This is a genomic window from Escherichia sp. 93.0816, from assembly GCF_013368855.2.
Lineage (GTDB): Bacteria > Pseudomonadota > Gammaproteobacteria > Enterobacterales > Enterobacteriaceae > Escherichia > Escherichia ruysiae.
Genome location: NZ_JABWNC020000001.1, coordinates 1 through 23,280, shown reverse-complemented (window position 1 = coordinate 23,280; position 23,280 = coordinate 1). Strand labels below are relative to the sequence as shown.

Below are 23,280 nucleotides of genomic sequence, written 5' to 3'. Positions count from 1 at the left end.
TCGCTATATGGTTAAAAAAGGAACCAGAAAGGATGCTTTTTACACTGAAAAAAGTGATTGGCGGTATACTACTGCCACTTCCGCTAATGTTGTTGATTATCGGTGTGGGTCTGGTGCTACTGTGGTTTAGCCGTTTTCAAAAAACCGGAAAGATATTTATTAGCGCCGGATGGCTGGCGCTTTTGTTATTAAGTTTGCAACCAGTAGCCGACCGCCTGCTGCGTCCCATCGAAAGTACTTATCCGACATGGAATAATGCACAAAAAGTGGACTATATCGTGGTGCTCGGAGGTGGTTATACCTGGAACCCGCAGTGGGCGCCGAGTTCAAATTTAATCAATAATAGTTTGCCGCGCCTGAATGAAGGTATTCGTTTATGGCGCGAGAATCCGGGATCAAAACTGATCTTCACGGGAGGCGTGGCAAAAACCAATACGGTGAGTACAGCCGAAGTGGGTGCCAGAGTAGCGCAATCGCTGGGCGTACCGCGCGAACAAATTATTACGCTGGATTTGCCAAAAGATACCGAAGAAGAAGCAGCCGCAGTGAAACAGGCAATTGGTGACGCCCCTTTCCTGCTGGTGACATCTGCGTCTCATTTGCCGCGCGCGATGATCTTTTTCCAGCAGGAAGGTCTGAATCCGCTGCCTGCCCCGGCAAATCAGCTGGCAATCGACTCGCCGCTTAATCCGTGGGAACGGGCAATTCCCTCTCCGGTCTGGTTGATGCATAGCGACCGAGTCGGCTATGAAACGCTTGGTCGCATCTGGCAGTGGCTGAAAGGTTCGTCAGGCGAGCCAGGGAAGGAGTGATTTTGATGCCAGATCGAAGTTGCGCCGGCTAAACCGTCCGGTATTGACCAGTTGCGCAACTTCATCCCATAACACATACAACCAACGCCGCCAGATGAACGACTCCGCCACTGGCGCACGTTGCAGGTAACTCCAGAGTAAATCTTCTGCCAGAGTGTTATCCATCAACCGGAACAACTCATACTCACGTGGCGCCCAAAGCATGAGGCCCGGCCCTACCATCGCCAGTAATTGATCGCTACGAGAATCTTTCAACATGCTGCGCAAACAGAAATTGCCATGGATCAGCACACAATTGTCGTTAAATCCTTCAAATAATGCCGGAAGACATTCGCGGGTGCGGAACAGGATACGCTTATCCTGCATCGTTAATCCGGTGTTATGGAACTGATTGAGCGTGGTCCATAGCACTTCAACATGTTGCCGATACCATGAGGGCCAGAAATTTTCCTGAGTATTGTCGACTGCACCGACGCAACCGCGACTGTCCTGTCGGTGCCAGGCCAGCAGAGCTTCAACAATTTGCTCTTTCAGATGATCCCAACGTTCCGGTGTACGCGCGGGTGCTTCCACAGAAACACCACGCATCCGCTCCAGTAACAGGACATCGGGGCCAGGATGTTCTTCATGTGTCATCACGCCATAGATGGTTGGCATACGAATAGTCCCGCTGCGCGCCAGCATGGTGGTTTTCCATGCCAACTGGCGGGCTTGTCCTGGCGTACTAAAGCTTCTCGCCATTAACGGCATTGGGTTTCCCTGGCTGTCATACAAAGCCCACAACGCCGTATCCGCTTTTTCATTGACGCACTCAATACGACTGAGTTTTTCGCCCAGTAAATGGCTTAATTCGGCACGCAGCTGTTCCATTCAGATTACCCTCATAAAAGCTACTGCCTTCATAATGAGCGCCAATGTAAAAGATGTCACCTGAATGAGATCAATTGTTGAAAAGAAAAATGAGGAAAATCGTAACGGTACGACACTCCCCCCAACATCAGGTGGAGCGTCGTGAAATTAGCTTAGAGCATTTCAGCGCGAACGCGCTCGAGATCTTCAGGGGTATCCACTCCCGTACCAGGAACTTCCTGGGCAACAGCAACGTGGATTTTTTCGCCATACCACAGTACGCGAAGCTGCTCTAACATTTCGATGTGTTCTAACGGACTTGGCTGCCAGGTGACGTAACGACGGATAAAGCCTGCACGGTAGCCATAAATACCAAGATGACGCAGGAAGTTATCACCAACGGTTTCCAGACCTTTTGCAAAACGGTCACGATCCCACGGAATGGTGGCACGTGAGAAGTAAAGCGCATAACCTTCAGCGTCAAGCACCACTTTAACCGCATTCGGATTAAAAGCTTCTTCCGCACTGTGGATAGGTACAGCAAGGGTAGCCATGCCTACTTCACGCTGGGCGAGATTATCAGCAACCTGACGAATGATTGTCGCAGGGATCATTGGCTCATCGCCCTGCACATTAACAATCACCGTGTCGTCGCTGAACGCGCATTTTTCGACAACTTCCGCCAGGCGTTCGGTGCCTGACTGATGATCGGCGCGCGTCATGCACACTTCCCCCCCAGCAGCTTCAACAGCGCGGGCAACATCTTGATGATCGGTTGCTACAATGATGCGATCGGCTCCTGACTCGCGGGCGCGTTCAAGAACATGAACGATCATCGGCTTACCGTTAATATCGACCAACGGTTTACCTGGCAGACGCGTAGAAGCGTAGCGTGCAGGAATAATCACCACAAAACTCATGATTTACTCTCATCAGCAGTCAGCACGCGGGCTTCCGTTTCCAACAGCACTGGGATGCCATCGCGCAGCGGGAAAGCCAGGTTATCCAGTTTGCAGATCAGTTCTTGTTTTTCCTGGTTATACCAAAGTTTGCCGTTGCAAACCGGACAGGCAACGATTTCGAGCAGACGATGATCCATAGTTCCTCCAGATGGATCGGGTTATGAATGCATAAATCTTATCATAATCATTTATGCCCAGGGGGCTATTTCCCAGCCTGTGCGGCAATCACTAAAGAGACCGTGTGGGCAGCGCCCTAATGTCACTCGCGTTGCCTGCTGCCAGCCAGCAAAATCGGTAATCGCCTGGCGCAATCCTTTTTGAAGAGAAGCAGTCAGTTTGATGCCATCCTGTAACCAAAGGGAGATAACTTCAAGGACGCCCGTCTGGCGATGCATTTTGGCATCCATTCGCCCGACTAATTGTCCACGATGCAGTAACGGCAGAACGAAATAGCCATACTGACGTTTCGGTGCCGGCGTGTAGCATTCCAGCCGGTAGCTAAAATCAAAAAGCTGCTCTGCACGTTTACGATCCCAGACGACAGGGTCAAAGGGTGACAGTACAGTGCTATGCGTCGCGGTGAGTTTTCCCGCGAGAGCTGTTTCGAGAAGAGGCAACAAATCAGTATGCAGCCAGAGTTGTCCTAACCTCTCCACATTTACGGGGATAATTTTCCGCTGTTCAGCACGCACATCACGCCAGGCAGCCAGCGCCGGGCGTTTAAGGCGATAGTAATCTGTCAGCCACTGTTCGCGAAATATTCCCAGGCTACGCGCGCTGTTATCCAGCATCGTGATTTCTGCTTCTGTTTGCGAAACGAGGTCACACTTATCATCCCAGTGCGGCATGACGCGATGGGTTAAATCATAAATGCGCTGGAAATTACGCCTTTCAATCACCATAACCTTTCCAGCAGTAAACAGCCCTTCCAGATGGCGTTTATGCGGCTTCCACTCCCACCAACCGCTTGCCCCTTTGCGGGGATGAGCAAAATCGGCTGAACGTACGGGTCCGTTATCCTGAATGTACTGAAGTAACTGTTCAATTTCTTCCGCATGTTCCCGCATCCAGGCGTCTTGATATTTCCAGCCCATTTTTTCTGGCGCCAGCATCCGGTGGCGAATGAGATGAAAATCACTACGCGGCATAAAGCAGGCTTCATGCGCCCAGTATTCCATTAATTCGCCATGCGCCAGCGACTCGTCCAGCCACTGCGGAGGATAATTACCCAGACGACTAAAAAGCACCAAATAAGGGCTGCGGGCAACGATATTGATAGTATCGATTTGCAGCAAGGACATGCGGGAAATAGCTGCCAGAATATCTTGCGGCAACGCGCGACGACGAGATTTTTTTAACAGGCCTTGCGCAGCGAGATGAAGATTACGCGCATCAGCAAGAGAGATATACGGCAGCGTCATTCATGGCTCCATCAATTGAACGCTGCTGCTGCGAATTAGTTGCCAGAAGCCAGCGAGGAAAGTTGCGCGAGCAGTTTCTCTGGCTCAGCGCCCGAAAACTGTGCGTCAACGGGCAAATACCACCAATTTTCTTCTGCAAAGCCCCGGCATTTCACCGCATCTTTTTCAGTCATAACCAGTGTTTGCCCGGCACTTAACAATGCGCTGACATCCGCATGATTCAAAGACTGATGATCGGACAACGGCACACATTTTTCCGGTTGCACACCACACATATTCAGCGTGGCAAAAAAGCGCGGCGGATGACCAATCCCCGCCATTGCCACCACATGTTCAAGCTGTGCAATGTCACAACGAGCACCGGTACGCAAATTCACTGCCTGACCCGGTATTAAATTCATCGGAATTTCACCATCACGCGGTACGCCACCATTGACGATTACCGCATCAACCGATTTTAAACGCCCGGCTCGCTCACGCATTGGCCCCGCAGGCAGCCACCAGCCATTGCCAAAGCGACGCACACCATCAATGACGACAATTTCCACATCTCGTGCCAGACGATAATGTTGTAGACCGTCGTCGGTTACGATGAGCTGCACATCAGGATGTTGCGCCAGAATGGCTTTTACCGCATCAGAACGGACAGGCGAAACTGCAACAGGCGCGCCAGTACGCTGATAAATCAGCACCGGTTCATCACCCGCCTGTGCTGTGGTGGTCTCTGCCGACAATAACATCGGATACGACTCGGCCTTACCGCCATAGCCCCGGGATACAACACCAACACGAACACCGCGTTTTTGCAGTTGTTCTACCAGCCAGACTACGACCGGTGTTTTCCCGTTACCACCTGCGGTGAGATTACCGACCACCACAACAGGCACTGGGGCACGCCATACGCGCTTCAGTTTTAGTTTATAGCAAAGACGGATAGCGCCACTCACCAGGCCATACAACCAGGAGAGTGGCAGCAACAGCCGCCACAAAGGGGATTCACCAGACCAGATTTTTTCGATCATTGACCAAATTGCATTTTGTGAAGTTGCGCGTAGACACCACGGTGTTCAAGCAAATCGTTATGCGTGCCACGTTCCACAATGACACCATCCTCAACGACCACAATTTCGTCTGCCTTTTCAATGGTAGACAAACGGTGAGCAATCACCAGTGAGGTACGGTTTTTCTGTAGCTCGTCAAGCGCCGCCTGAATCGCACGTTCGGATTCTGTATCCAGCGCCGAGGTAGCTTCATCAAGGATCAGAATCGGGCTGTCACGCAACAAAGCTCGAGCGATAGCGATACGCTGGCGCTGACCGCCAGAGAGCAACACGCCGTTTTCACCAATCACCGTATCAAGACCGTTATCCATCTTATTGATAAAGTCCATGGCATAAGCCATACGCGCCGCTTCTTCAATTTGCTCACGGCTGTACTGGTCTGTACGTGCGTAAGCAATGTTGTTGGCAACAGTATCGTTAAACAAATGGACATTCTGCGATACCAGTGCAACCTGGTTACGTAACGACGCCAGGGTATACTCGCGCAGATCGTGACCATCCATCAGGATCTCGCCTTCATCAATATCGTAAAAACGCGTGATCAGGCTGGCGATAGTTGATTTACCCGAACCCGAACGCCCTACCAGAGCCACTGTTTTCCCTGCTGGGATCTTCAGGTTGATATTACGCAGCGCAGGGACTTCACGCCCCGGATAGGTAAAGGTGACATTGCGGAATTCCACGTCGCCAGTAGCACGCTCAATCTCGCGTTTACCTTCGTCTTTCTCCTGTTCACTATCCAGAATGGTAAACAGCGTCTGACAGGCCGCCATACCACGCTGGAATTGGGCATTAACGTTGGTCAGCGATTTCAGCGGACGCATCAGTGCAATCATCGAAGAGAAGACAACGGTAATCGTACCGGCTGTCAGGCTATCCATTACACTTGGGAAGCTCGCAGCGTAGAGAACAAATGCCAGCGCCAGAGAGGCAATCAGCTGAATGATCGGGTCAGAGATGGAAGAGGCAGATACCATCTTCATCCCCTGCAAACGCATCTTGTTGCTGACCTTATCAAAACGCTTCGTTTCTACTTCCTGGCCGCCAAAAATCAATACTTCTTTGTGGCCTTTCAGCATCTGTTCAGCACTGGTGGTCACCTGCCCCATGGTGTTCTGCATGTTTTTGCTGATGCTGCGAAAACGCTTCGATACGATACGAATCGCAATCGAGACGATCGGCGCCAGCACAATCAAAATGATCGACAACTGCCAGCTGTAATAGAACATCATGGCGAACAGACCGATAATGGAAGCACCTTCACGCACCACCGTAATCAGCGCGCCGGAAGACGACGAAGCAACCTGTTCAGAATCGTAAGTAATACGTGAAAGCAGTGTCCCGGTTGACTGTTTGTCAAAAAATGACACCGGCATTCCCATCATGTGGCCGAACAGACGGCGACGCATGGTCATTACCACTTTTCCTGATACCCAGGAGATGCAGTAACTGGAAATATAACTGGTGATACCACGTAAAATCATCAGCCCAATAACCACCAGCGGCATCCACATCAGCACGGAGCGATCGGTTTTACCAAAGCCATCATCGAGAAGTGGCTTAAGGAGCGATAACATGAAGGTATCGCTGGCTGCGTTGAGAATTAACGCTATGCCCGCCACGATCAGACCCGCTTTAAAAGGCGCAATGGTTGGCCACAGTCGGCGGAATGTCTGCCACGTAGAGAGATCTTTGTCGTTATGCATTCAAAAAACCAGCATTTGTTGAAATAGCCGCATATTCTACCCGTTATCCACTGGCACGCCAAACCACTGATGATACCAACGAGGTAAAATTTGCTCCCTTAGGCTGCGTACCTGCCAGCCTTGCGCTGAAAAATCGACGGTTATTTGCCCCTGATTCGAGGTATCAACCCATTGATATCCCTGAAGTTGATAGCGCCTTTTAACTTTACTGGAGGGTAGTCGCCATGCGTTATAGCGCGATGCCGATGCCAGTGCCACTTTTCCATTCACACGCTGAATTAATGGCAATGATGATGAGGTATTACTGCCATGATGGGGCACCTGAAGTAATGTTGCCTGCACATGTTGCCAGTAACGACTTAGCATTTTTTGTTCAGCGAGTGCTTCAATATCACCGGTTAAAAGAATGCTATACGTTCCGTCATCAACCTTAACCACACAGGAATGGTTATTTCCTTTATCGTTGCTACCTTGTAAAGGCCAGTGTGCGCTAAAACGTAATCCTTGCCACTGCCACGCTTCACCACGCATACAGGGCTGATGATGTTCCCAATTTAAAGGACTTCTGACCCATAGCGTCGGCCAGACACGTAATATCGAGTCCAACCCTCCCCGATGATCCAGATGTTCATGACTCAGAATGACGCCTTCCGGTTCAAGGTTATGCCAGCGTAGCCAGGGGACAATCAGTTGTTGCCCGCTGTCACCTTCTGGCCAGGCGAGGCCCGTATCATAGAGAATCGCTTTGCCGTTTCGCGCAATCACCATTGCCAGCCCTTGCCCGACATCAAGCATATACACCTGCCACTCGTCAGACCGTGTTTTTTGCCACAGTGGACAACACATCATAATGCCTCCAGCCACGCACAGCGCAGGCAACGTTCGCCATGCGTTTAGTCGCCATCCTACCAGTAATAACCAGGGAGAAAATGATAGCCATTGCCAACGTTCAGCAACGTTGACCCATCCTTCTGGCAAGCTCTTTAACAACCAGAAAAGTAAAGCCAAAGATCTGTCGGCCAGAAACCATAATCCTTGTTCCACGATTAATGGTCCGCTTAAATGCACTATCATCGCGGCGAGAATCAACGGAACCGTGATAAATGTCACTAAGGGAATAGCGAACAGATTTGCTATAAACGAGGTCAGACTAATGCCATGAAATATGACTATTTGCACTGGCATGAGCAGAAGCGTTATTCCCAGTTGCAGATGGATGAAGGAAACAATAGCGCGCAATACTGGCGGCAGCGACCAGACCGGGCAGGGAAACCACTGATACCAAAAAATCAGCGCCGCCACCGCTGCAGCAGAGAGCCACAAACTTTGTGAAAGGATGGCAACAGGATCCATTAGCAATATTGCCGCAAGGCAGCATAACCAGACATCCCAGCCACTCCATTGTCGCCCACTTAACTTAAGCATTCCCCACGTTGCAAGCGCCACGATGGTACGCAGTGCCGGAGGTTGCATACCAGTCAACCAGGCATAAAAAGCGGCGCAGCAAATTCCGCCAATTAATGGCATCTGCCAGTGGATCCAATGACCGGGGAGGAAAATTTGCCCACCGCGAATGAGCCCGGCTGCCAGCAACGCCGCAAAAGCGATGTGCAATCCCGATATCGCCATTAAATGCGCTGTACCAGTATTGCGCATAATATCTTTGATTTCTTTGGGCACAGATAACCGTTCACCCATACCTAAGCCAAGAATCACCGCTTTCCACAGATAAGGTTGCAGGGTCGTTTGCAAAGAGGCCAGATATTGCGCCCGCAGACTACACCCCGGTTCAATGATTCTTGCCTGAAGAAAACGCCCGGTTAGAGGCTGGTGCTGGGCAATAGCATAACGCTGGCTGTCAAAGCCGCCATCATTAAGCTGACCGTGAACCGCACGAACTCTGAGTTTCATTGACCATTGTTGTCCGGCACAAACCGCTTGTGGCAGATACTCGCCATACAGCACGATGCCTGGCGCAGGGAAAAGACGTCGACCTTGTAGATGGGTAATTTGAGCGTAATGAGTGGTTATGCCGTCAGTAGCAGTAATCTCGACAATTGCATCCTGCGTCGCGCCAGTTAAGTTTTCTCCTGCCCACAAAATTTGCTTTGCCGCCAATATGCCCCAAAGGAAAAACAGCAATGTTAGCGTGAAATAACGAACGGCTTTAACAGGAATAAATGCCAGTACGCAGGCGAAGACAGTCAGACACGCAAGGGTTAATGTCCCAGGCAATTGCGGCAAAATCAGCAGCGGAAAAATTCCGCAAATAATGCATACGCCAACTGTCGTTATTTTCATGCACCCCTCCCTGTTTTCGGAAAGTGTGCAACTTTGTTGAACGGTTGTCTGGCGGGAGTTTTGCGTTCCCCGAGACGGGTTCAGAAGAATTTAACGGGAAGGTGAAAGCTACACAAAACTCTGCGAGGCAGCTTCCAGTTCCAGATTGCAGAAATGAAAAAAGCACCCGACAGGTGCTTTTCTCGCGTTCAAGTTTGAGTGAAAACTTAACCGTAAATATTGGCGCGATCGCGCAGTTCTTTTCCTGGTTTAAAGTGAGGAACGTATTTTCCTTCCAGTTCTACTTTATCGCCAGTCTTCGGATTACGTCCGGTACGTGGTGCGCGGTAGTGCAAAGAGAAACTGCCGAAACCGCGGATTTCAATACGCTCGCCCTGCGCAAGAGTCGAGGCCATATGCTCCAGCATCTCTTTTACTGCATCTTCAACCGTCTTAGCGGGAATGTGCGATTGCTGGGTGGCAAGTCTTTCTATCAATTCTGACTTGGTCATGATTCCTCCGGTTCCTTAAAGGCAAATTAAGCGGCTGCTGTTGCTGCATTGATTAAGGGCGGCCGTAGCCGCCCTTAGTGCTTGATTACAGGACGAAACCTGCAATCTGTCAAGTAAACTCAACAAACTTCGGAATAAAAATCCCGAAGAGTCAGAGAATTACTCGCCTTTAGCTGCTTTGAAAGCTTCAGCCATTGCGTTGTTGGAGAAGTTTGCATCTTCCTGTTTGTTAACAGTTGCGATTGCATCTTTCTCGTCAGCTTCGTCTTTCGCACGAACAGACAGGCTGATTGCGCGGTTTTTACGATCAACGCCGGTGAATTTAGCTTCAACTTCGTCGCCAACGCTCAGAACCAGGGTAGCGTCTTCAACGCGGTCACGGGATGCTTCAGAAGCACGCAGGTAACCTTCAACGCCGTCAGCCAGTTCTACGGTTGCGCCTTTAGCGTCAACTGCAGTTACTTTACCAGTTACGATAGCGCCTTTCTTGTTCAGAGCAACCCAGTTGTTGAACGGATCTTCTGCGAGCTGTTTAACGCCCAGGGAGATACGTTCACGTTCTGCGTCAACCTGCAGAACAACTGCAGCGATTTCGTCGCCTTTTTTGTATTCACGAACTGCTTCTTCGCCTGCAACGTTCCAGGAGATGTCAGACAGGTGAACCAGGCCATCGATGCCGCCGTCCAGGCCGATGAAGATACCAAAGTCAGTGATAGACTTGATTTTACCTTCAACACGGTCGCCCTTGTTGTGGGTTTCCGCGAACTGCTGCCACGGGTTAGCTTTGCACTGTTTCAGACCCAGGGAGATACGACGACGTTCTTCGTCGATATCCAGAACCATAACTTCCACTACATCGCCAACGTTAACAACTTTGGACGGGTGGATGTTTTTGTTGGTCCAATCCATTTCGGAAACGTGTACCAGGCCTTCAACGCCTTCTTCGATTTCAACGAAGCAGCCGTAGTCGGTCAGGTTGGTCACGCGACCAGTCAGTTTAGTACCTTCCGGATAACGTTTAGCGATAGCTACCCACGGATCTTCGCCCAGCTGTTTCAGGCCCAGGGATACACGGGTACGTTCGCGGTCGAACTTCAGCACTTTAACAGTGATTTCGTCGCCCACGTTGACGATTTCGCTCGGATGCTTAACGCGTTTCCAGGCCATGTCAGTGATGTGCAGCAGGCCGTCAACGCCGCCCAGATCAACGAATGCACCGTAGTCAGTGAGGTTCTTAACGATACCTTTAACTTCCATGCCTTCCTGCAGGTTTTCCAGCAGCTGATCGCGCTCTGCGCTGTTTTCGGATTCGATAACGGCACGACGAGAAACAACAACGTTGTTGCGCTTCTGATCCAGCTTGATTACTTTGAATTCAAGCTCTTTGCCTTCCAGGTGCAGAGTGTCACGCACCGGACGAACGTCTACCAGAGAACCTGGCAGGAACGCACGAATACCGTTCAGCTCAACAGTGAAGCCGCCCTTAACTTTGCCGTTGATAACACCGGTAACAGTTTCAGCATCTTCGTAAGCTTTTTCCAGCGTGATCCAGGCTTCGTGACGTTTAGCTTTCTCACGGGACAGCAGAGTTTCACCGAAGCCGTCTTCTACTGCGTCCAGAGCAACGTCAACTTCGTCACCTACCTGGATTTCCAGCTCGCCCTGGGCGTTTTTGAACTGCTCAGCCGGGATGGCAGACTCAGATTTCAGACCAGCGTCAACCAGTACTACGTCTTTGTCGATAGCAACAACAACGCCACGAACGATAGAACCCGGGCGGGTTTCGATTTCTTTTAAGGACTCTTCAAAGAGTTGAGCAAAAGATTCAGTCATGTTTAATCTTCAGGTTTATATTTAACGTCCACCTGGCTCCGTGCCGGATGGGGTTGTTTAACATACCCGCTGTCATTCCATTGCAACGGGGGTACTGCAAATTCGGTCGCTTATGCGAGAGCCAATTTTTGGCGCGCGTAGTGTAACGCTTTTTCAATTACTTGCTCAATGCTTAAGGTGGTGGAATCCAACACTAAAGCATCGGCTGCCGGAACCAGAGGCGCTACCGCACGATTACGATCGCGGTCATCGCGTTCTTTGATCTCGGCCAAAAGGCGTTCAAAGTTAACACTAAAGCCCTTCTCCTGCAACTGTAGCATTCGGCGATGCGCACGTTCTTCCGAAGAGGCGTCAAGGAAAATTTTCACTGGCGCATCAGGGAATACCACTGTTCCCATGTCGCGGCCATCGGCAATCAGGCCTGGCAATTCACGAAACGCACGTTGGCGACGCAATAATGCTTCACGAACACGAGGAAATGCGGCAACTTGTGAAGCGGCATTCGCCACTTCCTGAGTACGAATTTCACCGCTGACATCTTCCCCTTCGAGGATCACTTCCAGATTACCATTGGTCGACACAAAACGTACGTCCAGGTGGGATGCCAGCGGCACCAGAGCGTCTTCTGACGCCACATCAACATGGTGATGTAATGCCGCCAGCGCCAGTACGCGATAAATTGCACCCGAGTCCAGCAGATGCCATTGTAACGCTTCCGCCATAGCCTTACACAAGGTGCCTTTCCCTGCACCGCTTGGGCCATCAATGGTAATAACCGGGGCAATTGCCGTCATCTTTATCTCCTTAAAACAGGCGTACCGTTAACATAACCGCGCGCATTATACGCGTCGGCGCCACAAATCGTTAACGTTGTGTGCAAAAACCAGTTTTGTCTGTATTCAGATGGGGATTTATTGCGCAATTATAGCGGGCTGGCAGAAGACCAGCCCGAAAGATGACAATGATTTACTTACCAGAGGCGATACGATCACGGATGTGCTGCGCACGCTCTGTTGATGGTGGGTGAGAGTCAAACATGGACTGAGTACGACCGCCATCCAGGCTAGCCAGTTTTTCAAAGCTACCGACCAGTCCCTGGGTGCTGATGCCACGTTTCTTCAGCAGATCAAAGGAGAAATCATCTGCTTCAGACTCTTTATCGCGGGAGTATTTAGCATTGATAGCGCCTTCTGCGATATCACCTAATTGTGAACGGGAAAGCTGGGAAGCAACACCGCTGGTGGCGGAAATAGCATCACGTGCGGCAACGATCGCATAAGAGGCTTTCATTTCAGCCAGCGAGTGACCCAACGCAACGTGCCCCAGTTCATGACCCAGAACCCCTTCAATTTCGTTGTCGTTCATCATGTCCATCAGGCCACTGTATACACGAACACAGCCGTTCGCCATCGCCCATGCGTTGACGTCGCTGGTCATATAAACCTTATAGTTGACCGGCGTGCCGTTAATATTGTTACCCAATGCTTTGGCGATTTTTGCCAGACGTTTACCGTACTTGCTGGATTTACTTGCGACTTGATTGCCGCTGTCCATTTCGGCACAGCCCTGATTGGCAATCGCTTTTGCATCGGCATCGCTTAACGTTGCTGCTTTATATGCATTTAAACCGGAGCTGATAGCCATATTGGTATCAATACCGTGGGTATTTTGACACCCTGTCAGTAATGCTGCAGAGGTCGCAATCGCCAGCAGTAATTTAGTATTCTTCATGTGAATCATCCGTTGATTAATCATATATAAATATTATGTATCAACAACTTACATTGACAGTTAACGCTACCATCAATAAAAATGGTTCACAATGTCCGAAAAAAAACGCCGACAATGTGCCGACGTTTTGATAAAGAAAGATTTGGCTATTTATTGCCCGTTCTTCATTCAGGCTGCCTGGCTAATCCGCGCCAGTTGCTCGAAATAATCCGGAAATGTTTTGGCCGTACATTTTGGGTCAAGAATCGTCACCGGCGTATCTGACAAGGCCACCAGCGAGAAACACATCGCCATGCGGTGATCGTTATAAGTGGCGATCTCGGCAAAGTTCAGTTTTTCCGGCGGCGTAATGCGAATGAAATCATACCCCTCTTCCACTTCAGCCCCCACTTTTCGCAGTTCAGTCGCCATCGCAAAAAGACGATCCGTCTCTTTAACGCGCCAGTTATAAATATTACGCAGCGTTGTGGTGCCTTTTGCAAACAGCGCCGCCGTCGCGATAGTCATCGCCGCATCGGGAATATGGTTCATATCCATATCGATAGCGTTCAGTTCACCACGAGTGCAGGAAATATAATCATCGCCCCAACTAATGGCCGCCCCCATTTTTTCCAGCACATCAGCAAAGCGAATATCACCCTGCATACTGTTGCGTCCAATGCCGGTCACTTTTACGGTGCCACCTTTGATCGCTGCTGCGGCAAGGAAGTAAGACGCAGAAGAGGCATCGCCTTCTACCAAATAAGTCCCCGGTGACTGATAAGACTGCCCGCCTTTTACGACAAATTGTTGATAGTGCTGATTTTCAATTTCAACACCAAACGTCTTCATCAGATTGAGCGTGATGTCGATATAAGGTTTAGAAACCAGTTCACCTTTAATACGAATAACCGTATCTTCCGGCGCAAGCGGCGCGGTCATTAACAGTGCGGTGAGGAACTGGCTGGAAACGGAGCCATCAACTTCTACATTGCCCCCCACAAAACCACCCTGTAAACGTAGCGGTGGGTAATTTTCTTGTTCCAGGTAAGTAATTTTCGCCCCGCCCTGGAGCAGCGCATCCACCAGATGACCGATCGGGCGCTCTTTCATACGAGGCTCACCAGTCAGGACAATATCATTGCTTCCCAGACAAAGTGCTGCCGCCAGCGGACGCATCGCTGTTCCCGCATTACCAAGGAACAACTCCAGCGCATTTTCCGCATGTAATGGACCGCCGTTACCGATGATTTCGCAGCGCGTACGATCGGCAGAAAGCGTATAGCTCACCCCCAATGCCTGCAACGCATTCAGCATATGACGAACATCATCGCTATCCAGCAGATTGGTTAATACTGTTTTGCCGTGTGCTAATGCCGCCAGCAATAAAGCGCGGTTAGAAACGCTCTTGGAACCAGGCAGATTAATAGTGCCATCGACACGGGCGATGGGGTGTAACGTCAGGGATTCCATGAACTCAACTCTCTACAACAGAAATAAAAACCCCACAGGCTGGCTGTGGGGATTAAGCAAAATTTCGGCATTAGCCGTGACGGCGTTCGAACTCAACCATGAAGTCTGTCAGAGCTTTAACGCCTTCCAGCGGCATCGCGTTATAAATAGACGCGCGCATTCCGCCGACCACACGATGACCTTTCAGCGCATGAAGGCCAGCCGCAAAAGACTCTTCAAGGAACAATTTGTCGAGCGCACTGTCCGCCAACTGGAACGGCACGTTCATCCGCGAACGGTTAGCTTTCGCCACATCATTACGGTAGAAATCGCTGTTATCAATCACGCCATACAGCAGTTCTGCTTTTTGCTGATTGATATTATCCATTGCAGCCACACCACCGTTCGCTTTTAGCCATTTGAAGACCAGGCCAGATAAGTACCAGGCAAACGTAGGCGGTGTGTTAAACATGGAGTCGTTATCGTTGAGGATGGAATAATCCAGAATCGACGGGCAGGCGATATTTGCTTTACCCAGCAAATCTTCGCGAACAATAACGATCGTCAGGCCAGCTGGGCCGATATTTTTCTGCGCACCTGCGTAAATCACGCCGTAACGGCTGACATCAATCGGACGGGAAAGAATCGTTGAAGAGAAGTCGGCAGCGACCACCACATCTTTACCGAAGTCTGGCGTTTCGTCGATGGCGATACCGTCGATGGTTTCATTCGGGCAGTAATGCATATAAGCAGCATTATCAGAGAGTTGCCATTCACGCATTGGCTTAACCGCGCGCAGGCCATCAACAGTCACTTTGGCGTCAAACACATTTGGCGTGCAGTATTTTTTCGCTTCTTTGATGGCGCTTGCCGCCCAGTAGCCGGCATCAACATAATCTGCTGTGGTTTTATCACCGAGAATATTCAGTGGTACAGCAGCAAACTGACCGCGACCGCCGCCGTGGCAGAATAATACTTTGTAGTTGGAGGGGACGTTAAGAAGATCGCGAAAATCCTTCTCGGCTTCCTCTGCAACCTGAATGAACTCTTTGCCACGGTGGCTCACTTCCATCACCGACGTGCCAAGACCGTTCCAGTCGCGCAGTTCCTGTTGAGCCTGTTTAAGCACCTCTGCCGGTAACATTGCCGGACCAGAACTAAAATTGAAGATTTGAGCCATTTCCCCTCACCACGTTGCGTTGCTATTAACCCCCGGTCAATCGATTGCGACCGCAGATAATACGTTATTCCTGTGGCTATCGGTTTTATCATTCAGTGACACGCATCGCAATGGGTAAAACCGTTGCGCGCAAAAATGCGGCACGCGTCACACAATATAAAATCTCGAATCATTGTCAAAAAACCGATGTTTTTGCTGTCAGGTCACCCGTTTTACCCGACTTGCCTTCGTCCATTCTGGATTTGCACAACGCGGACATAATTGTTTTTCACCCGCGTTCATGTGAATGATTTCACTGCAACGGATACAGGCATAGTCCGCCGACTCCGGCACCACTTTATAACGCTGGGTACAATCACTGGGTAAAATAAGTAACCCCGGCTTCACCTTGTCATCTTCAAAGAAATAGACGCTGATTTCACCGTTGGTTTCAAGAATAGCCAGGCGTACCTGTCCAAGTTGTTCCACACCACGCAGTCGCAGCTCCATAAAAAACTCAAATTCCGTCATGTTGGAGTTATTGAGTTTCGACCAGGCCAGTTCGCCATCTTCAATAATGACAACCGGCTTGCCTTCCAGCAGATCTTCCAGTTTCTCACTGTGTGCCATCAGCCACATCACCAGGCGGTATAACAACGCCAGGGTAATGAAGACGATAAGCACCGGGATCATCGGCACATCGTCGTAAAACGCCACATCCCCTGCAGCTGACCCCAGCGTCAGAATGATTAACACTTCAAATAGCGACATTTGCCGCACGCCACGCCTTCCTGTCATTTTTAGAAACAGAAAGACCAGAACAAAGGTATAGAGGCTCCGTAGAGCGACTTCGCCAAGAAAATCCAGCGGCACTTTATCGAATGCCATACGGTGGAGATCGAACGCCTTCATTTTTATGCTCTTATCGTAATTTATCCGCTAAAAGCATAGTCAACAGTTCACCGGCGTGGCGGCGGTGATAGCGCCTTTGAGATAAAACCCGTATTATTGCGCGCTTTCCGTACGACTAAAGTGATTTTCATGACACAAACATTTATCCCCGGCAAAGATGCCGCCCTGGAAGATTCCATCGCTCGCTTCCAGCAAAAACTCTCCGACCTCGGTTTTCAGATTGAAGAAGCTTCCTGGCTGAATCCGGTGCCTAACGTCTGGTCTGTACATATTCGCGACAAAGAGTGCGCACTGTGTTTTACCAACGGTAAAGGCGCAACCAAAAAAGCGGCGCTGGCTTCTGCCCTGGGCGAATATTTCGAGCGTCTCTCAACCAACTACTTTTTTGCTGATTTCTGGCTGGGCGAAACTATCGCCAATGGTCCGTTCGTGCATTATCCCAACGAAAAATGGTTTCCACTGACTGAAAACGACGATGTGCCGGAAGGCCTGCTCGATGACCGTCTGCGCGCATTTTATGACCCGGAAAATGAACTGACCGGCAGTATGCTGATTGATCTGCAATCCGGTAATGAAGATCGCGGTATATGTGGCCTGCCGTTTACGCGCCAGTCTGACAATCAGACCGTTTATATTCCGATGAATATTATCGGTAACCTGTACGTTTCCAACGGTATGTCCGCCGGTAATACCCGCAACGAAGCGCGCGTTCAGGGATTGTCCGAAGTTTTCGAACGCTACGTGAAAAACCGCATTATTGCTGAAAGCATCAGCTTGCCGGAGATCCCGGCAGATGTGCTTGCACGTTATCCGGCTGTAGTTGAAGCGATCGAAACACTGGAAGCGGAAGGTTTCCCAATCTTTGCTTATGACGGCTCGCTTGGCGGTCAGTATCCCGTGATCTGCGTCGTACTGTTCAACCCGACCAATGGCACTTGTTTTGCCTCCTTCGGCGCGCATCCTGATTTTGGCGTTGCACTGGAACGTACTGTGACCGAGCTGCTGCAAGGTCGTGGTCTGAAGGATCTGGATGTGTTTACTCCGCCGACCTTCGATGATGAAGAAGTCGCCGAACATACTAACCTCGAAACGCACTTTATCGATTCCAGCGGTTTGATCTCCTGGGATCTTTTCAAACAAGATGCCGATTATCCGTTTGTGGACTGGAATTTCTCTGGCACCACTGAAGAAGAGTTTGCCACGCTGATGGCTATCTTCAACAAAGAGGATAAAGAGGTTTATATTGCCGATTACGAGCATCTGGGCGTTTATGCTTGCCGCATTATCGTGCCGGGTATGTCCGATATTTATCCGGCGGAAGATCTGTGGCTGGCAAATAACAGTATGGGCAGCCATTTACGTGAAACGATCCTTTCGTTACCAGGCAGTGAGTGGGAAAAAGAAGATTACCTGAACCTCATCGAGCAACTGGATGAAGAAGGTTTTGACGACTTTACCCGCGTGCGTGAGCTGTTAGGTCTGGCGACCGGACCAGATAACGGCTGGTACACTCTGCGTATCGGTGAATTAAAAGCAATGCTGGCACTAGCTGGCGGCGATATGGAACAAGCTCTGATCTGGACTGAATGGACGATGGAGTTTAACTCATCGGTGTTCAGTCCGGAACGCGCCAACTATTATCGCTGCCTGCAAACATTGTTATTGCTGGCGCAGGAAGAAGATCGCCAGCCGCTGCAATATCTGAATGCCTTCGTTCGTATGTACGGCGCAGATGCGGTAGAAGCAGCCAGTGCGGCAATGAGTGGCGAAGCGGCGTTTTATGGCTTGGAACCGGTAGATAGCGATCTGCACGCATTTGCGGCGCATCAGTCGCTGTTAAAAGCCTACGAAAAGCTGCAGCGCGCCAAAGCGGCATTCTGGGCAAAATAAAATCAAATAGCCTACGCAATGTAGGCTTAATGATTTGGCTGAGTTATATTACGGGGCGTTTTTTTAATGCCCCGCTTTACATATATTTGCATTAATAAAATAATTGTAATTACAAGGTTAAATATCGGTAATTTATATTTAATAAATACGATCGATATTGTTAGTTTATTTGCCTGTTGCTCCCTTTTAATTAACTGTTTTAGCGGAGGATGCGGAAAAAATTCAACTCATTTGTTAATTTTTAAAATTTATTTTTATTTGGATAATCAAATATTTACTCCGTATTTGCATAAAAACCATGCGAGTTACGGGCCTATAAGCCAGGCGAGATATGATCTATATCAATTTCTCATCTATAATGCTTTGTTAGTATCTCGTCGCCGACTTAATAAAGAGAGAGTTAGTGTGAAAGCTGACAACCCTTTTGATCTTTTACTTCCTGCAGCAATGGCCAAAGTGGCCGAAGAGGCAGGTGTCTATAAAGCAACGAAACATCCGCTTAAGACTTTCTATCTGGCGATTACCGCCGGTGTTTTCATCTCAATCGCATTCGTCTTCTATATCACAGCAACTACTGGCACAGGCACAATGCCCTTTGGCATGGCCAAACTGGTTGGCGGCATTTGCTTCTCTCTGGGGCTGATTCTTTGTGTTGTCTGCGGAGCCGATCTCTTTACTTCCACAGTGTTGATTGTTGTTGCCAAGGCGAGTGGGCGCATCACCTGGGGCCAGTTGGCGAAAAACTGGCTGAACGTCTATTTTGGCAACCTGGTCGGCGCGTTGTTATTTGTGCTTTTAATGTGGCTTTCCGGCGAGTATATGACCGCCAATGGTCAATGGGGACTTAACGTCCTACAAACCGCCGACCACAAAGTGCACCATACTTTTATTGAGGCGGTTTGCCTCGGTATCCTGGCTAACCTGATGGTATGCCTGGCGGTATGGATGAGCTATTCTGGCCGCAGCCTGATGGACAAAGCGTTTATCATGGTGCTGCCGGTCGCGATGTTTGTTGCCAGCGGTTTTGAGCACAGTATCGCAAACATGTTTATGATCCCGATGGGTATTGTAATCCGCGACTTCGCATCTCCGGAATTCTGGACCGCTGTCGGTTCTGCACCGGAAAATTTTTCTCACCTGACCGTGATGAACTTCATCACTGATAACCTGATTCCGGTTACGATCGGTAATATTATCGGCGGTGGTTTGTTGGTTGGGTTGACATACTGGGTCATTTACCTGCGTGAAAACGATCACCATTAATGGTTGTCGAAGTACGCAGTAAATAAAAAATCCACTTAAGAAGGTAGGTGTTACATGTCCGAGCTTAATGAAAAGTTAGCCACAGCCTGGGAAGGTTTTACCAAAGGTGACTGGCAGAATGAAGTAAACGTCCGTGACTTCATTCAGAAAAACTACACTCCGTATGAGGGTGACGAGTCCTTCCTGGCTGGCGCTACTGAAGCGACCACTTCCCTGTGGGACAAAGTAATGGAAGGCGTTAAACTGGAAAACCGCACTCACGCGCCAGTTGACTTTGACACCGCTGTTGCTTCCACCATCACTTCTCACGACGCTGGCTACATCAACAAGCAGCTTGAGAAAATCGTTGGTCTGCAGACTGAAGCTCCGCTGAAACGTGCTCTTATCCCGTTCGGTGGTATCAAAATGATCGAAGGTTCCTGCAAAGCGTACAACCGCGAACTGGATCCGATGATCAAAAAAATCTTCACTGAATACCGTAAAACTCACAACCAGGGCGTGTTCGACGTTTACACTCCGGACATCCTGCGTTGCCGTAAATCTGGTGTTCTGACCGGTCTGCCAGATGCTTATGGCCGTGGTCGTATCATCGGTGACTACCGTCGCGTTGCGCTGTACGGTATCGACTACCTGATGAAAGACAAACTGGCACAGTTCACCTCTCTGCAGGCTGATCTGGAAAACGGCGTAAACCTGGAACAGACCATCCGTCTGCGCGAAGAAATCGCTGAACAGCACCGCGCTCTGGGTCAGATGAAAGAAATGGCTGCTAAATACGGCTACGACATCTCTGGTCCGGCTACCAATGCTCAGGAAGCTATCCAGTGGACTTACTTCGGCTACCTGGCTGCTGTTAAGTCTCAGAACGGTGCTGCAATGTCCTTCGGTCGTACTTCCACCTTCCTGGATGTGTACATCGAACGCGACCTGAAAGCTGGCAAGATCACCGAACAAGAAGCGCAGGAAATGGTTGACCACCTGGTCATGAAACTGCGTATGGTTCGCTTCCTGCGTACTCCGGAGTACGATGAACTGTTCTCTGGCGACCCGATCTGGGCAACCGAATCTATCGGTGGTATGGGCCTCGACGGTCGTACCCTGGTTACCAAAAACAGCTTCCGTTTCCTGAACACCCTGTACACCATGGGTCCGTCTCCGGAACCGAACATGACCATTCTGTGGTCTGAAAAACTGCCGCTGAACTTCAAGAAATTCGCCGCTAAAGTGTCCATCGACACCTCTTCTCTGCAGTATGAGAACGATGACCTGATGCGTCCGGACTTCAACAACGATGACTACGCTATCGCTTGCTGCGTAAGCCCGATGATCGTTGGTAAGCAAATGCAGTTCTTCGGTGCGCGTGCAAACCTGGCGAAAACCATGCTGTACGCAATCAACGGCGGTGTTGATGAAAAACTGAAAATGCAGGTTGGTCCGAAATCTGAACCGATCAAAGGCGATCTCCTGAACTACGATGAAGTGATGGAACGCATGGATCACTTCATGGACTGGCTGGCTAAACAGTACATCACTGCACTGAACATCATCCACTACATGCACGACAAGTACAGCTACGAAGCATCTCTGATGGCGCTGCACGACCGTGACGTTATCCGCACCATGGCGTGTGGTATCGCTGGTCTGTCCGTTGCTGCTGACTCCCTGTCAGCAATCAAATATGCGAAAGTTAAACCGATTCGTGACGAAGACGGTCTGGCTATCGACTTCGAAATCGAAGGCGAATACCCGCAGTTTGGTAACAACGATCCGCGTGTAGATGACCTGGCTGTTGATCTGGTAGAACGTTTCATGAAGAAAATTCAGAAACTGCACACCTACCGTGACGCTATCCCGACTCAGTCTGTTCTGACCATCACTTCTAACGTTGTGTATGGTAAGAAAACCGGTAACACCCCTGACGGTCGTCGTGCTGGCGCGCCGTTCGGACCGGGTGCTAACCCGATGCACGGTCGTGACCAGAAAGGTGCTGTAGCTTCTCTGACTTCCGTTGCTAAACTGCCGTTCGCCTACGCTAAAGATGGTATCTCCTACACCTTCTCTATCGTTCCGAACGCACTGGGTAAAGACGACGAAGTTCGTAAGACCAACCTGGCAGGTCTGATGGATGGTTACTTCCACCACGAAGCGTCCATCGAAGGTGGTCAACACCTGAACGTGAACGTGATGAACCGTGAAATGCTGCTCGACGCGATGGAAAACCCGGAAAAATATCCGCAGCTGACCATCCGTGTATCTGGCTACGCAGTACGTTTCAACTCGCTGACTAAAGAACAGCAGCAGGACGTTATTACTCGTACCTTCACTCAGTCTATGTAATTAGATTTGACTGAAATCGTACAGTAAAAAGCGTACAATAAAGGCTCCACGAAAGTGGGGCCTTTTTTAGCAAGAGAGCCTTTTTTGTCAGCTATCTATACTTTAAGGTAACTGCCAAAACAGACTCGACGTAGCCTTCGAGCTGCGCACCAACACGGCCTCAGATGGGCCACATCTGGAGAAACACCGCAATGTCAGTTATTGGTCGCATTCACTCCTTTGAATCCTGTGGAACCGTAGACGGCCCGGGTATTCGCTTTATCACCTTTTTCCAGGGCTGCCTGATGCGCTGCCTGTATTGTCATAACCGCGACACCTGGGATACGCATGGCGGTAAAGAAGTTACCGTTGAAGATTTAATGAAGGAAGTGGTGACCTATCGCCACTTTATGAACGCTTCCGGCGGCGGCGTTACCGCATCCGGTGGTGAAGCAATCCTGCAAGCCGAGTTCGTTCGCGACTGGTTCCGCGCCTGCAAAAAAGAAGGCATTCATACCTGTCTGGACACTAACGGTTTTGTTCGTCGTTACGATCCAGTAATTGATGAACTTCTGGAAGTGACCGACCTGGTAATGCTCGATCTCAAACAGATGAACGACGAAATCCACCAGAATCTGGTAGGCGTTTCCAACCATCGTACACTCGAGTTTGCTAAATATCTGGCGAACAAAAATGTGAAAGTCTGGATACGTTATGTCGTAGTACCTGGCTGGTCTGACGATGACGATTCAGCTCATCGCCTCGGTGAATTTACTCGCGATATGGGTAACGTCGAAAAAATCGAGCTCCTCCCCTACCATGAGTTAGGCAAACATAAGTGGGTGGCGATGGGCGAAGAGTACAAACTCGACGGTGTGAAACCACCGAAAAAAGAAACCATGGAGCGAGTGAAAGGGATTCTTGAGCAATATGGTCATAAAGTGATGTTCTAAAACATCATGTGCAGGCTGAATTCCGACCTGCCACCCCTTCCTTTAGTAGTAAAAAGTAAATCAGCGTTGAGAACATGCTCGACGCTGATTTACTGGATATAATTTCCGAGTTTTAACCTTCTGATTCTACCTCGTTACCAGTCGGCGTAAGGTATCAGCGGCTGCGGCGGTAAATCCATGTCGCCCTGC

At 49.8% G+C, this 23,280-nt stretch carries 19 protein-coding genes; 5 read left to right on the top strand and 14 right to left on the bottom strand.

Annotation, left to right across the window (positions count from 1 at the left end; genetic code table 11):
- The first annotated feature begins 32 nt into the window (after nt 1-32).
- A complete protein-coding gene (gene elyC / locus HEM79_RS00095; RefSeq protein ID WP_176241279.1) occupies nt 33-812 on the top strand; it encodes an envelope biogenesis factor ElyC in 780 nt (259 codons plus the stop codon).
- On the opposite strand, the gene HEM79_RS00090 is transcribed toward elyC, so the two are convergent.
- The 14 genes from HEM79_RS00090 to HEM79_RS00025 form a co-directional block, all read right to left on the bottom strand.
- On the bottom strand, nt 789-1,682 hold the full coding sequence (locus HEM79_RS00090) for a YcbJ family phosphotransferase (RefSeq protein WP_000436929.1): 894 nt from the start codon (nt 1,680-1,682) through the stop codon (nt 789-791). The two genes, elyC and HEM79_RS00090, sit on opposite strands and share 24 nt — an antisense overlap.
- Before the next feature lie 152 nt (nt 1,683-1,834).
- The gene (kdsB, locus tag HEM79_RS00085) at nt 1,835-2,581 is read right to left on the bottom strand and encodes a 3-deoxy-manno-octulosonate cytidylyltransferase (protein WP_000011598.1); all 747 of its coding nucleotides are present in this window, start codon (nt 2,579-2,581) and stop codon (nt 1,835-1,837) included.
- Complete coding sequence (ycaR, locus tag HEM79_RS00080; RefSeq protein WP_000350069.1) at nt 2,578-2,760, bottom strand: protein YcaR; 183 nt, start codon at nt 2,758-2,760, stop codon at nt 2,578-2,580. Before ycaR ends, kdsB begins: the two co-directional genes overlap by 4 nt.
- A gap of 51 nt (nt 2,761-2,811) precedes the next feature.
- Nucleotides 2,812-4,044 carry a crosslink repair DNA glycosylase YcaQ gene (ycaQ, locus tag HEM79_RS00075; protein ID WP_176241280.1) on the bottom strand — a complete coding sequence of 411 codons (1,233 nt, stop codon included), beginning with the start codon at nt 4,042-4,044 and terminating at the stop codon, nt 2,812-2,814.
- A gap of 35 nt (nt 4,045-4,079) precedes the next feature.
- On the bottom strand, nt 4,080-5,066 hold the full coding sequence (gene lpxK / locus HEM79_RS00070; RefSeq protein ID WP_176241281.1) for a tetraacyldisaccharide 4'-kinase: 987 nt from the start codon (nt 5,064-5,066) through the stop codon (nt 4,080-4,082).
- Complete coding sequence (msbA, locus tag HEM79_RS00065; protein ID WP_000551252.1) at nt 5,063-6,811, bottom strand: lipid A ABC transporter ATP-binding protein/permease MsbA; 1,749 nt, start codon at nt 6,809-6,811, stop codon at nt 5,063-5,065. The genes lpxK and msbA overlap by 4 nt, the downstream gene beginning before the upstream one ends.
- Before the next feature lie 36 nt (nt 6,812-6,847).
- Nucleotides 6,848-9,112: a ComEC family protein gene (locus HEM79_RS00060; RefSeq protein ID WP_176241282.1), complete on the bottom strand. Its 2,265-nt coding sequence runs from the start codon at nt 9,110-9,112 to the stop codon at nt 6,848-6,850.
- Nucleotides 9,113-9,318: 206 nt separating this feature from the next.
- Nucleotides 9,319-9,603 carry an integration host factor subunit beta gene (gene ihfB / locus HEM79_RS00055; protein WP_000167336.1) on the bottom strand — a complete coding sequence of 95 codons (285 nt, stop codon included), beginning with the start codon at nt 9,601-9,603 and terminating at the stop codon, nt 9,319-9,321.
- 159 nt (nt 9,604-9,762) lie between these two features.
- Nucleotides 9,763-11,436, bottom strand: a complete 1,674-nt coding sequence (gene rpsA, locus HEM79_RS00050) for a 30S ribosomal protein S1 (RefSeq protein WP_000140327.1) — start codon at nt 11,434-11,436, stop codon at nt 9,763-9,765.
- Between the two features lie 110 nt (nt 11,437-11,546).
- Nucleotides 11,547-12,230, bottom strand: a complete 684-nt coding sequence (gene cmk, locus HEM79_RS00045; protein WP_000125014.1) for a (d)CMP kinase — start codon at nt 12,228-12,230, stop codon at nt 11,547-11,549.
- Nucleotides 12,231-12,402: 172 nt separating this feature from the next.
- Nucleotides 12,403-13,167, bottom strand: coding sequence for a metallopeptidase YcaL (gene ycaL / locus HEM79_RS00040; RefSeq protein ID WP_001295345.1), 765 nt, complete (start codon nt 13,165-13,167; stop codon nt 12,403-12,405).
- A 168-nt stretch (nt 13,168-13,335) separates the two neighbouring features.
- Entirely contained in the window at nt 13,336-14,619 is a 1,284-nt protein-coding gene (gene aroA, locus HEM79_RS00035) for a 3-phosphoshikimate 1-carboxyvinyltransferase (RefSeq protein ID WP_176241283.1), read from the bottom strand.
- 70 nt (nt 14,620-14,689) lie between these two features.
- The gene (gene serC, locus HEM79_RS00030) at nt 14,690-15,778 is read right to left on the bottom strand and encodes a 3-phosphoserine/phosphohydroxythreonine transaminase (RefSeq protein WP_000057144.1); all 1,089 of its coding nucleotides are present in this window, start codon (nt 15,776-15,778) and stop codon (nt 14,690-14,692) included.
- A 198-nt stretch (nt 15,779-15,976) separates the two neighbouring features.
- Nucleotides 15,977-16,669 (bottom strand): DUF421 domain-containing protein, encoded by a 693-nt coding sequence (locus tag HEM79_RS00025; RefSeq protein WP_000642858.1) that lies wholly within the window; start codon nt 16,667-16,669, stop codon nt 15,977-15,979.
- A gap of 129 nt (nt 16,670-16,798) precedes the next feature.
- On the opposite strand from HEM79_RS00025, the gene ycaO reads away from it, so the two are divergent.
- The 4 genes from ycaO (at nt 16,799) to pflA (ending at nt 23,091) form a co-directional block, all read left to right on the top strand.
- Entirely contained in the window at nt 16,799-18,559 is a 1,761-nt protein-coding gene (ycaO, locus tag HEM79_RS00020) for a 30S ribosomal protein S12 methylthiotransferase accessory factor YcaO (RefSeq protein ID WP_176241284.1), read from the top strand.
- Between the two features lie 405 nt (nt 18,560-18,964).
- Nucleotides 18,965-19,822, top strand: coding sequence for a formate transporter FocA (gene focA, locus HEM79_RS00015; RefSeq protein WP_000642546.1), 858 nt, complete (start codon nt 18,965-18,967; stop codon nt 19,820-19,822).
- Between the two features lie 54 nt (nt 19,823-19,876).
- Entirely contained in the window at nt 19,877-22,159 is a 2,283-nt protein-coding gene (gene pflB / locus HEM79_RS00010) for a formate C-acetyltransferase (RefSeq protein ID WP_001292807.1), read from the top strand.
- 191 nt (nt 22,160-22,350) lie between these two features.
- Nucleotides 22,351-23,091, top strand: coding sequence for a pyruvate formate lyase 1-activating protein (gene pflA, locus HEM79_RS00005; RefSeq protein WP_000111043.1), 741 nt, complete (start codon nt 22,351-22,353; stop codon nt 23,089-23,091).
- The last annotated feature ends 189 nt before the right edge of the window (nt 23,092-23,280 follow it).